The following is a 15,400-nucleotide window of genomic DNA, read 5'->3' as shown; positions in this document are numbered from 1 at the left end:
GTAAGTTCTGATAATGGTTCAATTGCTATTAGTGGTAACCAAGGAGTGAACATTGGTAACGGTACGAATGTAACTGCTAAGGACGATGTAGACATCACTTCACCAAACGGTTCTATTAACGTAACTGGTACGAATGTAACAGAGCAAACAGGTAAAGTTAACATCACTGCTAAGGAAAACACTACAATCGAGAATTCGAATATTAGTGGTAACCAAGGTGTGGTAATTAACTCAACTAATGGCACGACAACTATTAACTCTTCATATGTAAGTTCTGATAATGGTTCGATTGCGATTAGTGGTAACCAAGGAGTTAACATTGGTAATGGTACTAATGTGACCGCTAAGGACGATGTAGATGTTACTTCACCTAATGGTTCGATTAACATCGTAGGTACTAATGTTACTGCTGAAACAGGTAAAATTAATATCACGGCTAAAGAGAACACTACGATTATTAATTCGAATATTAGTAGTAATACTGGTATCACAATTAATAGTACAAATGGCTCAACCTTAGTCGATGGTAATACTATTACCACTTCAGGTGACTTAGAAATTGGTTCGAATGCTAATACAACTGTTACGAACAATACCTTTAACGTTGGTGATCATACGAACTTAACTTCAGTTAGTTATGAAGCTATTACCTTTACAGGTAATAAAGGTGTAATTAACTCTACACCTAGTTACAATGGTCGTTACTCAGATAATGATTCAGTATTAATCATTAATCCAAATTTAACAATTAATCACACTCTAACGAATCCACAACCAATTGATCCATCAATGCAAGATCCTGCATCTAACTATGATGATTGGTTAATTGATAGTGAGGATTACTATGAGTTAGAAAAAGGTGATCGTATTGGTGAAATGTATAATGAGGAAAACTTATCAGTGACGGTAAACGTAAATTACATCCCAGTAGGTGAAACTATTACAGTTACCCCAACGGCTTACCATATCTCTACATGTATGGCAACCATTGATGATGTATTAGCTAATTACCAAATCACGTATGAAGATAGTCAAACTCTATCGATTGATCAACTGATCCGTAAGTACAACGTATCTAAAGCAGATACTGCAAGATTCTCTTCAGCATGTAGCATTGTTCCTAGTTACTTACATAACAAGTTAAGTGATTCTAAAAGCAAAAAAGAAGATAAGTAGTTAGTTTAGTCTTTGCCTTAAGATTATTCGTTGTCTTAAGAAGACTTGGACTACCAAACTTATCTGACAATGCAGCATATTTACGAAAATGTATTTCTATGCAAAGGTATTTACCAATAGTAAAAACACGTACTAGAAAATACAAAACAGTGATACACCACTACGCAAATATGTAAATATAAATAAGGGCGACTGATCTCTAGATCAGTCGCCCTTTGTGTTATAATTTTTGGCAAATCTTTGTTTTACTTATATAAGCTCGAACAACGAGCTAGGATGCTCATGTTTTATCGCTATAATCTTTTTTCCCACTATAAAGGCTTTACAGGTAAAGCATCTTTATTTCTTGCTTCATTCTTTACCGTAGGTCTATTCCGTCCTGCACCTGGTACTTGGGGATCTGCAGCGGCTTCATTAGTTTGTTGGTATCTCTTTACACAGACAAGCCAAACTCATTGGTATACTAATCTACTCTTTTGGGCAGTAGTGCAGTTTTTTGTTGGCTGGTTATGCACTTGGGCATTAAAACGTCAAGACGGTAAAGAAGATCCAAGCTATGTCGTAATCGATGAAACTGCAGCCGTATTCTTTGTCAATGGGATTATCTATTTTTATATCGGATTAGATCACTCTTACTATACAGAATTAATTGGTTACATTACATTTGTAAACTTTTTATTCTTCCGCTTTGATGATATTATTAAAGTAGGCTTAACAGCTTGGGCGGATTGTTTAAATACTCCGCTTGGGGTAATGCTAGATGATATTTTTGCTGCCCTAACTACGATTGCTAAATCGATTATCTTACTTCTAGTCTTATCTTATTTTGGTTGGGACGAAAGTATTCGTAATTTTTTAGTTGCTTAACTAAAGCATATGCAAAATGGCATTAATTAGTTATGCGCAAAACACAATTGAGTTAAACTCTCTAATCAAAGGTAAGTCTTTGATTATAGGTGGTTTTTGTAAGTTAAAGCTCCAGGTAAATTCTCTCATTTACCTGGAGCTTTATGCTACAATATCCTGCGAAAATTATCATAAGTAGATCCTAATTATTGGATACAAGAAAACAAACTCAAGTGATTAGATCTAATTAATCAAATACAAGTAACCAAAGACTAGTTATTAAATCGAATTAATCACATACAAATAACTAAACTCTAGTAACTAGATCTAATTATCTAGACATAAATAATTAAACATTAGTCATTAGTTCCAAATAATTAGACATAATTAAAAGCAATTAACTAAATACGATAAAACTAACACAGTTAGTTAAATACAAGCAAACACTAGTAACTAAACACAAGTAACAAACATACAAACACAAACAACTTATATGATCTTAACTTTCTTTAAATATTTACTGCTCGTTATCATAATTCTAGTGCTTATAGTATGGGCGTTTTTGCAGTTTAATCCTGTCTTTGGTGGTAAACCTGATGCTGCAACTCAAGCTCGTATGCAAGCAGCACCTAATTACCAAGATGGTAAATTTGTTAACCTTGAACCAACCCCATCTTTAGTGCTTAAAGATGAAAATGGTAATGAAATCAAAGGTTTACAAGAACAAGAGTTTATTTGGTTAGGGCATTCGACTATTGTTGGCAAGCTTAATGGACAAACTTTCCTTACTGATCCAGTATTCTATAGTGCAAGTCCGGTAAGTTTTGTAGGGGGTAAACCTTACCCTTACGAATATCAAACTACAAGTAAAGATATTCCTGCCATTGATGTAGTAGTGCTTTCTCATGATCACTACGATCACCTAGAAATGCGTACAATCAAAGAAATTAAAGACCGTGTAGGTCATTTTGTTGTTCCTTTAGGAGTAAAAGCTCACTTAGTACGTTGGGGAGTAGATGAAAGTAAAATCACTGAACTTTATTGGCACGAACATGTGACGCTAAATGGAGTAACTTATACTCTTACTCCTAATCGTCACTTTAGTGGTCGTTCTTTAGGTGGACAGAATGCTACTCTTTGGGGATCATATGTAATTACGACTCCAGACTTTAAGCTTTTCTTTAGTGGTGATGGTGGTTACGGTAAACACTTTGCGCAAATAGGGCAAGAGTATGGACCATTTGATGCGGCATTCATTGAAAATGGCGAGTATAACGAAAAATGGCCAAATATTCACATGTTCCCACACCAGTCTTTACAAGCGGCTAAAGACATTAACACACCTAAGGTAGTACCTATCCACTGGGCTAAGTTTGATCTTTCTGAGCATACTTGGCGTGAACCTATGGATGTCTACTTTAGTCATAAAGAACAAGTAAATCCAACTTTACAAGTTGGTACTCCAGTAATTGGCACAACCTTCTCATTTAAAGCTTTACCAACAACTCATTGGTGGGAAAGCCTACAATAAAGAATAAAGATACAAAGATACATAAAATCCCCACGAAAGTTTATTTCGTGGGGATTTTACGTGTTGATGTTTTTAGTTACACTCGATGAAATGCGAGGTAATTTTAAATACGAGGTAATTTTAAATTAGTTATTGCTTAAACGTAAGGTAATTACCCCTAAAATAATTAACGCACAACCTAACCAACGTAAAAACGTAGAAGTCTCATTAAAGAACAGTACTCCTACAACAAATGCTCCAGCAGCTCCTATACCAGTCCACACTGCATAAGCTGTACCCATAGGAATAGTTTTTTGTGCCATAAATAAGAACCATGCTGAAAAGCCGATACAAATAGAGGCTAACACAATCCCCAAAATACGATATTCAGGACTTTGCGCTAATTTAAAACCAATTGGCCAACCAATTTCCATAATGCCAGCAAGTGTAAGGAAGATCCACGCCATAGTAATTTCCTTGTGAATAAGAAGAGTAAAAAAATCTGTAATTTGTAGGTAAGGGAGAATGTAAACTTATGTTTAGGACTAAATATCCTTAACATAAGGGATATAATAAGTAGGTAATAATTGTTAGCATAAAGTATGGTTACATACTTTATGGGTAATAAATTTTGAACTCACTATTATACAACCTCTTAAACTTTAAAACTTAGTAGAAGTGTAAACTCAGTGTAGTGTTGAGTACAAACACTAGCATAATGTTAAGTACAAGCTTTAGCATAGTATTAAGTCCAAGCTCTAGCACAGTATTGAGTTCAAATGCTAGCATTGTGTTTAGTACAAGATCTAGTTTGTAGTACAAGACAAGTACAAACTATAGAATTTGTCAATGACAAATCCTAGGACGATTTCTAGAACATCCACCAGTATATTTTCAAATCTATTTCCGCTATAAGTTTATTTTTTACATACTCCCTATAAAGCAGAGTAAATTTACGAGTATATGCTGGTTAGTTCTTATTCATCTCACTTGTTTAATCGACCTTTCTCTATCTTTCTTATCTTTCTCTATCATGACTTATCCTTACACTACCTTACCCCTAAATTATGTTTCACCAAAGCTAGAACAGTTAGTTACAGATTTAGTAGGTACTTTACCTACTTTAATTAGTAATGGTAATGCCTGTTTTGCTGTAGAGTTACAACATGAATTAACTGACAACCAAGCAACAAACTCTCACTCTTATATTAAGCTTGATCCGAATTCACAAAATACAAGCTGTAATTCTCAAGCACCGCAATATTTACAACTAAATATCGCAACCTTTAAACAACAAAAACACTTACTCCTTGCTGTCTTAGCAAGTGATTACTTGTTAACTTTAGGTTGTTTATATCGAGAGGTGATGCAAGAGAAGAGAGAAGAAAACCAACATAGCGTAAGTAAAAGTCATGAAACCTTACTAAGTACAGCAAATTCTATTCCAACAGATAAGTTACTTACCCCATTAGAACTATTTAACACGTATGTAACAGAGGTACAAGCTCTGCATCCATATTATCCAGCACCGAACTTCAAGAACTTAGATAATCCTTTAAAGTTACTAGCTTATCTGCAAGTAATAACAGGAATTAACTTTGCGAAGTTACAAGCGTTTATTGAGCAACAGATTGCTATGCAAAAGATAGTGATTTGTACAATAGATCAGGCTAAAGATAATTATCAAGATAATAGTAAAGATTACTCTTTAGATAGTAATGATTATGTTTTTGAGGATGATTCTATATCTCAAACTAAGTGCTTATTTACAAACAGTAGCGTTGTTCTGGGAAGTGGTAATTGTTTTGTTGTCAAAGGAGGTTTAGAGGTTTATCGTGCTTTAAGTGAATCTTTACCTGAAATTTATGATTTACGAGATTATGACACTACTTATTTAGGAGAGCTAAGTAAGTTTTGGCTGGAGTATTCACTAGAGGTAGATCGTCAGAGTAATAGTGATTTTTTAGAGACAGAGAGTAGTGGATATAGGGATTTTAACGCTGCTAACAGCAGCGCTGTAGAATTTTATGATAAGTTTGTAACTGAACGTAACGCTTTAGCTAAGCATAATGCTTTAACTGAACATAACACTTTAGAAGTTGACTGTATTACGACAATAAAACTCAACTCGTTAACAGAGGCTTCAGTAACAAATGGTTCTGTAGCAAGTGCTTCTGTAACGAATGCTTCTGTAGCAAGTAGTGCTGTAGTAAGTAGTGATGTAGTAAGTAGTGATGTAGCAGATTCTGCGGTAATAAGTACTACTTTGATTACCTTTAATCAATGGTTAGAACAAATAGAACAAAGTATTCTTTTACCTTTACGTCAATATGTCTTAAGTTATTACCACCTATTTAGCCTGAATAGCAGCAACTACCATAACGATGACTTAACGCATTTTGCTGATAGGAATCTTGATAGTAAAACCAATGGTAAATACAGTTCTGAAAACTTTGCTAAAGATATAGATCCTTTATACTTACCAGATCCTTTAGTAGCTTATGGCTTAATGTTTGACAAAGTAATGGCAGAACTATGTTTACTTGAAGGTGAAAATGGAGGTGAATATTATGTTCCTGCTTGGTTAGTAAGTTGTTTACAGCAAACAGTATCTACAGCAATACAAGCTAGAGCAAAGCAAACTACAAGTGAACAATTTACAGCAGTTCAAACTACAATTGAACAAGGTGCAGTAGTCCAAACCACAGCCAAACAAGCTATAGCAGTTCAAACAAAAAACGAACAAGTAACAGCAAGCCAAACTACAACCCAACAAACAACAGCAAATCTTGACCCAATAGAAGTTAGTTTGTCTGAACAAGATTTCAATAACATTCACTATGATCCCTTTATGGGATCTGGTGATATTCTACTTGGAGATTATCACCAATACTTAACTCAAGTATTACAGCAAGCAGAAGAAAGTTCTAACTCTAGCTCTAATGCTGGTTATTCTGTGCCTATCCCACAATACTATGGTAAAGAACTCTTTACCTATACTTGGGAAATAGCTCAGTTTAACTATTTAGTACATAACCTTAATGTAAATACTGGTTTATCAGCTAATAGCTTTAAAGCAGCAGATGCAACTTTTAAAGGTAAAGTGATGCATATGGCATGTAATCCACCTTTTGATTTAGAGGATTGGGCGGATGAAGAGATTTTAAATCGTAAATGGTTAATAACTCCAGTATCTAATAGCAGTGCTAACTTTGCATGGGGACAACTGCACTTAGAGTACTTACAAGCACAAGGTAACAGTGCTTTACTGTTAAGCCAAAACACTCTTAATCCACCAGCGCAAGAACAAGCTAAGCAGCAACGAGCCTTTATTCAAGCTGGAGTAGTGCAAGCGATTATTACTTTACCAAGTAAGCTTTCAACTAATGTGGCTGCTCCTATTTGCTTATGGCAATTACAGGGTAGAGAGTTTGCCCCTTTATCTTTAGTAGAGTAAGAGTCATCCTTATTAGAATTATATCAGTCTATAGCAGCAGAAAATAAGTCTTTATCATCTGTATATAAATCTTTACCATTTGTAGATGAATCGTTATTACATGCAAACGAATCTCTATTAGAAGTAACCGAACCTTTACCGTTAATTTTGTTGACTGTAACAGAACAGGCAACGGTAATGGTTACATATTCAGATGAGAGTTTTGTTACTTCTGCTCAAGTTGCTTATATTCCTGAAGCAGTAAATAATGCTCTGCAACAAGTATTAGCTTATGCATTTGTCTTGCGCCAAGAGCTTGCAAGTGTGGCCATTACAGCCCAACAAGCAAATAAACTCTTACAAGAGTTTATTACTAACACAACTAACAGTGAACTGATTCAAGGGGTAATAGTGCCTTTTGCTGATCTTAAACTACAAGATCCTCAAGAACTAGCATCTGCTTATAAACTACAAGTACAAGATTATATGTAGTTTGTATCATTTTTGGGGTACAGCTTACTGTTACTTATTTGGTGAGCAAGGTAGCATCTTGTAAGTGATTGGAAGTTTCTTGGGATTAGGTAAAGGGAGTATGTAAAAAATAAACAGGATTAGAAAAAACTGAAGCACCAAGCTGTGGCTTGGTGCTTTAGATGGATGTAAGTACATCCCACATAAATAGATTTTATTGAATTTGATTTTTAGTTATAAGTAATGAGTCATAACTAAAAATACTCCAACTTAGAAATGAGTAAGTTGCAGAGAGTTCTGCTACTTAATCTTAGTAAAGCAAAAGAGCTAAATCGTTAATTCTTAGCTTGCCTAGCTCTAGTTGAGTGAACTTAAAGTAACTCTTAGTAACTTTATGGGGCAACTACCTAACATGTGAGGAACTAATTATCTTGACGTAGCTTAACTTTCGGAAAGTTACCGTAATTCACCTGTAAGAAAAACGTCGCAATAATTACGCAGAGAAATAAATGTAATTGTATTCACATTGCACTTTAAGTTCTTGCTCTTTACTGAAAGTAAGGATTTATTAAGTGCTATCGCTAGCCCCTAATAAAAAGAGTAAGTTTTGCTGAGGTTTAGTAAAGATCATAGAAATAATTAGTACCACGGATGGTATTAATTAACTTAAAGAGCAAAATAAAGTAAAGAAGTTTTTTAAATTCGTAGTGACAGAAAGTTACAAAGGGAAGAATAAGAGGCAGACTATACCTGAAGTTAACCTGAGATTCCTAACTACAAAAGCTAGGAGAACCGATAGTCTTAAATAGGTAGGTAGAGCACCAAATCTTCTCTCTTTAAGCGGCACTTAAAGAGTTCTATGTAACATTAAGTAACTTTTTTAACTAGAGCTAAGTTTGCCTTGGCATTAGCAACTTAACTTTTTACTTCCTGCAATTAAGAAAGCAGAAATTAGTCTTAGCAAGGGTTGTGCTAGGTTGTAATTAACAAGAACATTACTTTGTCTTGCCTAAAGATTAAGATTTTAATTATCTTTATAAGAAAGTAGTCCAAGAATTTTATAAAGGATTTATAAAATCCGAACTACAACTTTTATCTCTTACATCTCTTACCTATGCTTTAAGTTCAGCTTAAGTGTAGCTTACTTAAACTCAAGGTTTGCGCTTACCTATAGCTTGTGGAGAGAGTTGTTAAAGTTAGACTTAAATATTGTGATTTAAATTAGCCGAATGATGATTAACTAGCGACGAAGCAAGTTAATCGAGGATGATTATTTAGCAAGAAAAATCTAATTTAAATCTACTGTTTTTCTGATGTAAATTGTAAATGACAATTAAGTTATTACAATTAGCTATCTTGATCACAGTAAGCCCCCAACAGTTAAGTTAAGCTTCAACAAGAAACTATAAGGTAATGCATAACCTTTATATGCATCACTTACTACCACTACAAGTAACCAATGGTAAGTAGTACCACTAGTTATAAACAAATGCCAAACAAGCGATAATCAAATACCTATAAGAGACAATTCAATGCCTAACAAGCGACATCTAAATGCCTATGAGAGACAAGCAATTATCTCGCCGGTTCGAGCTAAATAGTAAGTAGCAGTTTGCCTTGTTTAGGTAAGTTGTAAGTGGTAAAAGGAAGTGTAAACCACAATGCTTATAAATATATCTCCTAGAGTCAGGTTAGATATCATGGTTATGGAACTCAGACATATAACAAGAACTTACTAGGATTTTAACTTAAATTTAAGTTGAGATAATCTTTAGGGTGTAAAAGTAATGAGGGCATTATTCGCAATTAACAGAGTTAGACTATAAATAGATATGTGAGTTGCTCTTTAGTTATAGTAGTTATTAGTAATTAGTACTTGATGTTTTATCAAGTATTACACTAAAACTATAACCGTAGATCCCTCTCTATTTATATTTGCTTACGCATAAGCAAACTATTCAAGGTTTACACTAATCTTAATTACACTGCAAGTTGGCGGAAAACGGCAATTATTAATTGTTAATTGAGATTTTGTTAATTGCTGACTAAGGAAAAAAGTAATTTATTGGGGAGGTGAAGTACTTTTCAATGGCTAGATCCTAGCCTTTCCTTATACTTAGGAGAATACTATTTTGCGGTATAGGCAAAAGCGTATCCTTCTTTGAGGGCACTAATAGTACGATCAATTTCACTGTCAGGCACCCCGCGATTTTTTAAGTCAATGTATGCACATTGCACTAAATAACGACAGCGTGCGTAATATTTACGACGCTCAAGCTCATCGATAATTGCTTTTCTATCTGCCGAAAGATGAGGATAAATAGAATTATTATCAATTATGCGACGAGATTGTTCTAAAGTATAACCACTATACTCTCCCCGCGCTCGGCGAGAAAGAATTGAATGATGTTCGGTTACGTAACAACGATAACGTAACACCCCATTAACTTTTTTTACGGTTGGTGTGCCAAGTTGATACTTCAACTGACGAGTTACCACCAGCCCATTACCATCAGGTACGTGAGCGGTAAAGTTAATGACTAATTGTGAGCCATGTTTAGCCGCGACAAATAAATCACCGAATTTGGCATAAAAGCCATTTGAATCGAGATCTATTTCTTCGGCTGGATAGCGTTCACGATCAATCGTTTGGTTGTGTTTTTTAATAGCGCGTTCGCGTTCTTTAATGCGGCGATGCATTAATTGCGGTTTACGATTGTAATCACGCACTAAAGTAAGATCGTTGTTGTTTACTTCTTGAACTTGTACTTGTAATTCCACGGATGGCTTTTCCTTAACGGTCATGTGTAAACCTCGATTAAGTTAACTCTTTACATAGTAAGAGCAACAAAGTAAAAGCCTTACTTTAAAGCTTTAGCTCAAAGCTAAAAACTTGAGAGCAAGTTAGCTTACTTTGTACTGCATAACTTTTTAAAAGTTTGAGAGAACTCCGACTAGCTCACTAGTCACTTTTAAAATTTACTATGTGCCATATAAAAACCATCACCAAATTACATAAGTGTACATATAACCGGAGTTATATTTATTACTTGCAAGTAGGAGGTAAATTTTTTCCGCTGTTTCTATTCTATCAGTAAAATGGCTCATCGCTTTAATTATTATGTAAAAATTTACCGATATTTATCCTCAAAATCACCTGCCTATGGTAAAACTTGCCTAATTTAGGGATAAAAAAGACAAGAGATGGTGCAGAAAATAATTTAGGGTATTTTGCTTACTCATCTATATCATTCAATCTCAAAGCTAAATGCTTTTAAATTAGCACTAGATTTGTCTTAGAAAAGAGAGAAATGAGCACTAAATGAGAACTAAATATTAATTCGCAAAAAGAAGAATTAGCACTAATAATTAGTACCCAGAACTACACTTTTAACTACACCTTAAACTACACCCTATTTTGCAGACAATCCAAATAACACATGCAACCCAGACATCTTAGATAGTCTAGATAATCTAGACAACACAGATAATCTAGATGCCAGATAATCTAGATGCCAGATAATCTAGGCAACACAAACAACTCAAACTGGTGTACATCTCATCTCTTTTCTCATGAGAAAAAAGAGTATGTAAAAGCCATCTGTTGTTTAGAAGATATTGGTTGGGTAAAAGTTTGATGATATACCTAAATTTTTAATTATAAGAGTGGATAAAAATACCCATTACTAAAACTATTGTTTGAAAACAGCCAAGAAGCATAAGTATATCGATAGAAGCAATTTACTAATTCTGCCTTCACAAACAAAAATGGAGCGATAGACTCATGGGTGTTTGTAGCACAAAAGGAACAGACACAGCCTTAATTTAGGTCTCTCTACTTGAATAATTGGTAATGGTAACTAAGTGGGTACTTAACAAGTGAACTAGTTTGTGTTACAAGAAAAAATTGTAAACAGTTAAAAATCAGTATGTAATCTATACTATTCCCTTGCAACAAAACTAAAGTCGCTAAGTTTGGATAACCCAAGGTTTATAACAGATAAACCGCAAATATTATAAGGTAAAACCTAGCACGAACAGTTAAGCAAGGAGAATTTTTCTTTGTGATGAAAGTGGGAAAGTTACGGTGAAAATTGCATACAAGACGTAATGAAAATAACTTTTAAATTTAGAGTTAAATTTTAGGTATACCTAAATCTTAAGTTGCTTAACAGCAACTTAAATCGACTTTAATACATTAGTTTTGTTGTTACCTAACGAATAAGGGTCAATATATCGATAAATTTAGCATGAGTTTTAGAGTGTACACTTCGAGGTAAGTGAATGTAAGAGTTTTGAAAAGATTGTTGGTTAGTTTGCTATAGGTAGGGTATTTGCCTTACGGACAAGCGAAAGCTAGTTTTTATAAGCTATTGATATTTAGTTGGTATTTTAGAAATAAGCTCAGGCTAGGCTGGTTGTTAATTAACGGAAGAAGCACTGGATTCGAGAAATAAGTATTGAGAATAAATTACAAAGTTTGAGTTCCTACTTATTTTTTACATACTCTATTTACCATATCCCTTAGTGAGAAAAATTTGCTTGTCAGTAAGGGATAGATATCCAAAATTTTGGATATTTACGTCTTATATAGGTTAGTGATTGTTGAGTTTTGTAAAAGGATGAAGATCCAAATTCATATGACAAATTTTTAACCTGGTGTAAACTTAGTGTTTATGAAGTAGTACCTAAATTTAAGACGAAAAATAAAAGTTAAAGAAAAGTTCTTTCCTCTTGCTAAATTTAGGTATACCTAAATTTGACATAACTTTCTCTCTTGTGTCACTTGATTTAGATAACAAAAAGGTAAAAGACCCAGCTTTTAGTCGGGAATAATGCTGTATTTAGGTATTGGGATTAAAAAATATTTTCATGGTTAGCTAATTAAATGGTAATTTTTATAGGCATAGCTAAAAATAGTCCTGTTGTCACTCAAGTCGTACTCTATTAAGTTGTACTCTATTGCGAACATACATCTTTTGTATAGATGTATAGAACGTAACTTATTAGCATAAAATTTGCTTATGATTTTGTAGACTATTTAGGCTGTGTTGTCTGACAACCAAGCTAACTTTTGTTGAAGCTTATCGATCTTATCTTTTTATCGCTTTATTTCCTAACTTCTCACTTCTAATTGCCTAACTTCCTCATTTCTTATTGCCTATTTTGCCTTATTTCTACATTTCATCATCGCATAGCTTAATTGCTTACGTCTAAGCAAGAAGTGCCTAATTAGGGTTTCGTTTCTTTTATCTTTGTTTGTTTTAGCTGTTTTTCCATAATGGATCTAAAGTAAGTTAAAAAATGACAGCTCATTGATAGACTTTTTATCCACTTTATGTTCCAATTGTAATCTTTACACAGCTCTATACTTCTGATTAATGGTGGTTTAAGTGCTATTGCTTCAGGTGCAGAGGACAAAATTCGCTATGCATAGTGTTAGTACTAGCTTAATTACGCGGTAATATCGGCATTGTCGTAAATCGATCTGTATAGAATAGTGGTGTATAACCTGTGTCCTAGAGCTAGAATTTGCGTTTAAACAGCAAGTTCATATATCCCTATAGTTTTATGTGTATATTTTGCTAAAACTAACATTTTTCGCGTCTTTTATTGTCATTTTCTTATATCCAAGAATTTGGATTTAAGTCTTAGAGCAAGCAAAATTCTTTTATTTATGCGCAATATAGGTCTCTGTACAAACCTCATATTTCAAGATTGAGTATTTGTTAAAATCTTGATTTTTCTGCAATTTTTGCAAAAGTCTATAGTGTACTATAGAGCCCAGCTTTCTTTCCAAGAAAGCTGGGCTCTAGTCTTATCTAACTTCTTCTTACTTATATCTACTCATATAGATTTGATGTTGGATAAATAACGTATAATAGACAGTAGATCTTACATATTTTGTGGCGTAAAAAGTCTATAATAGAATTAGGAATTAGTGGCTAAAATTTCTTAAAAAGTCTTTACTTTTATTCTTAAATACCTCTACTAATATTACTCTTTTAGGCATATATTTAGGTACTGTTAAAGATAGTCACATAACTTACTTTTGGTTACTAAAAATTTATAGGCTCTACATAGTCCTCAATAACCTATCTTCATTAAAAACTTGACGTAAAAACAAAAACTTAGCTCTTAAATTTAACGCTTAAAGCACAAAAGAGCAATCAAGCTTAACAATTAATTTTTCTCTGGTTAAGCTAAAGATGAGTTTGCCATAAGTACTTTTACTTGCTGACATTCATCTTGGAAAGTTTTTGCAAGTTTTTAGTAAGTTTTGAGATTATCAGTAGGTAGTCAGTAAATAGTCAGGGGATAGTTCTTTATGTCTTTGTAGTTTGCCTAATGTACATAATCTTAAGCTATATATCTAATCTAGTTATATCGTCTCAGTACATAATCTCTTAGTTGTACATAATCTTTTTACTTTTCTCTTTTAATTTTAGTAACTTACAGTAAGGCAAAGTGATTTCATCTCAACATCTTGCAGTAAACCTCATGCCTAACAAACGATACAATTTTATCTTCAAGCTATAAACCCCTAAGTTCTTAACTGACTTAGTATTTTCTGCAAGTTTATAGTTCTCTATTCAATATTCAATTATTAGCGTTTTAGTTCTAATTTCTACAAAACTCAATAAAACTAGCTAAATGCATTCTTTACTAGGTTAAAGCTTGCTAAGTAAAAGTTACTAACCTACATAACTAAGTAAAATAACAAAAAAACAATTAGTTATTGGGATAAACATTATGCACAGTAGCAACAATCTAAATTTGTTAGTTTGTAGCAATTTGGGTTACAGCTCACTGTAGGTTAGTTTTATTACTAAAGTTCTTATGTAGCAACTTAAGTAATCATGTTCTCACTCTTGGTTTTTTCTAGATACCCTTGACAAAGCATAAAGCTTAGAGTAAACCGCAAATAGAGTGTAGCTTTTTTAGCGAGGAGTAATTTAGGTACTAGCTAATTATTTAATCACAATTGGCTAACTCTTTGTTCAAGATTGCTAAAAAAGGATTAAAGATTTTATCTTTTCTTTTAGGGGGCTATTCTTTAGATCGGAGGCATTTTTAAATTTAGGGATATGCTCTTTAGATTTAGGGATGAATACTTTAGATTTAAGGATTAACTCTTTAGGTTAAGAGATAACTTCTTGAAGTTTAAAAACGCGGTTGCTAAGTTTAGCTTTGCTTAGACTTGAACTTAAGTGTTTTGTGATAGTTCTGTTTAGTTACTATTGCAAACCTTGCAAATAAGATCTTTAGTTGGTTATCCATTCGCTTGTTGGCACAAAAGAATGGCATGCCATAGTTTTGTTATCTTCTTTTTATTACTACCCTCAAATCTGATGGTGCTTAAGTAATTTTGGTTAAGGGATATGGATATTTACCCAAAATTTACTCAAGAGTAAATTTGTTCAATCTCTAAAAATTAAGCTAAAAACTTAACCATAAAAACTTAATCAAAATGTAAAAATTAAGTAACCAAGCAATTTTCAATCTCTACTTATCCTTTTTAAACTTGCATTAACAAGTTTGCAGGTTATTTTTGTCAAAGCGACTTTTTCTTAAGCTTGCTTAAGAAAACAGTCATGGTCTGGTATAGGCGAGTATCAGCGACTCATAGTTAATAACTAGCAACACCTGACAATTAAGGTCGTGGCAAACTTGAGGATTAAACTTTGAACTTTTGTGTTTTAGGCATCTAGTTCTCGTGGCAGAGATTGGTTGCTGCACTAACATCGGTTTGTGTTTAATTTGGCACTCAAGTTGGCTTTAAAAGTCATCTAACAATTTACAGTTATCATCTTTCCTCATCATGTTGAGGTAAGGCTTAAAGCGACAGACTTATCGTAGATAGGTTGTAGCGATAACTAACTGTAGATTGTCTTTTGGTTAGGTTGTTAATTTACTTTTTTGCAACTTAATTTATTTAACCTTTACTGTAGCTATAGCTA

At 33.5% G+C, this 15,400-nt stretch carries 7 protein-coding genes; 5 read left to right on the top strand and 2 right to left on the bottom strand.

What is annotated here, in order from left to right:
- The 3 genes from CKF58_RS08305 to CKF58_RS00050 all read left to right on the top strand — a co-directional run.
- Positions 1 to 1,176: autotransporter outer membrane beta-barrel domain-containing protein (locus CKF58_RS08305; protein WP_222987619.1), on the top strand; the 1,176-nt coding region annotated here is incomplete at its 5' end.
- A 282-nt stretch (positions 1,177 to 1,458) separates the two neighbouring features.
- Complete coding sequence (locus CKF58_RS00055) at positions 1,459 to 2,043, top strand: phosphatidylglycerophosphatase A family protein (protein WP_222987618.1); 585 nt, start codon at positions 1,459 to 1,461, stop codon at positions 2,041 to 2,043.
- 541 nt (positions 2,044 to 2,584) lie between these two features.
- Positions 2,585 to 3,553, top strand: coding sequence for an MBL fold metallo-hydrolase (locus tag CKF58_RS00050; RefSeq protein ID WP_222987617.1), 969 nt, complete (start codon positions 2,585 to 2,587; stop codon positions 3,551 to 3,553).
- Positions 3,554 to 3,678: 125 nt separating this feature from the next.
- Here the strand turns inward: CKF58_RS00050 and CKF58_RS00045 are convergent, their stop codons facing one another.
- The gene (locus CKF58_RS00045; RefSeq protein WP_119529952.1) at positions 3,679 to 3,999 is read right to left on the bottom strand and encodes a DMT family transporter; all 321 of its coding nucleotides are present in this window, start codon (positions 3,997 to 3,999) and stop codon (positions 3,679 to 3,681) included.
- 566 nt (positions 4,000 to 4,565) lie between these two features.
- On the opposite strand from CKF58_RS00045, the gene CKF58_RS00040 reads away from it, so the two are divergent.
- Positions 4,566 to 6,989, top strand: coding sequence for an N-6 DNA methylase (locus CKF58_RS00040; protein WP_119529951.1), 2,424 nt, complete (start codon positions 4,566 to 4,568; stop codon positions 6,987 to 6,989).
- A gap of 147 nt (positions 6,990 to 7,136) precedes the next feature.
- Positions 7,137 to 7,460 carry a hypothetical protein gene (locus CKF58_RS00035; RefSeq protein ID WP_222987616.1) on the top strand — a complete coding sequence of 108 codons (324 nt, stop codon included), beginning with the start codon at positions 7,137 to 7,139 and terminating at the stop codon, positions 7,458 to 7,460.
- A 2,106-nt stretch (positions 7,461 to 9,566) separates the two neighbouring features.
- Here CKF58_RS00035 and CKF58_RS00030 read toward each other — a convergent pair.
- Positions 9,567 to 10,244, bottom strand: a complete 678-nt coding sequence (locus CKF58_RS00030; RefSeq protein ID WP_147397171.1) for a hypothetical protein — start codon at positions 10,242 to 10,244, stop codon at positions 9,567 to 9,569.
- Positions 10,245 to 15,400: the final 5,156 nt, after the last annotated feature.

The organism is Psittacicella hinzii (genome assembly GCF_003585935.1).
GTDB classification, from domain to species: Bacteria; Pseudomonadota; Gammaproteobacteria; order Enterobacterales; family Psittacicellaceae; genus Psittacicella; species Psittacicella hinzii.
Note: the sequence above shows the minus strand (reverse complement) of the source record. Positions and strands in the feature narration are given on the sequence as shown.

What these genes read in the sequence shown, in the direction of transcription:
- CKF58_RS00055 (WP_222987618.1), top strand. Translation starts at nt 1,459, where the DNA reads ATGTTTTATCGCTATAATCTTTTTTCCCACTATAAAGGCTTTACAGGT.
- CKF58_RS00045 (WP_119529952.1), bottom strand. Translation starts at nt 3,999, where the DNA reads ATGGCGTGGATCTTCCTTACACTTGCTGGCATTATGGAAATTGGTTGG.
- CKF58_RS00040 (WP_119529951.1), top strand. Translation starts at nt 4,566, where the DNA reads ATGACTTATCCTTACACTACCTTACCCCTAAATTATGTTTCACCAAAG.
- CKF58_RS00030 (WP_147397171.1), bottom strand. Translation starts at nt 10,244, where the DNA reads ATGACCGTTAAGGAAAAGCCATCCGTGGAATTACAAGTACAAGTTCAA.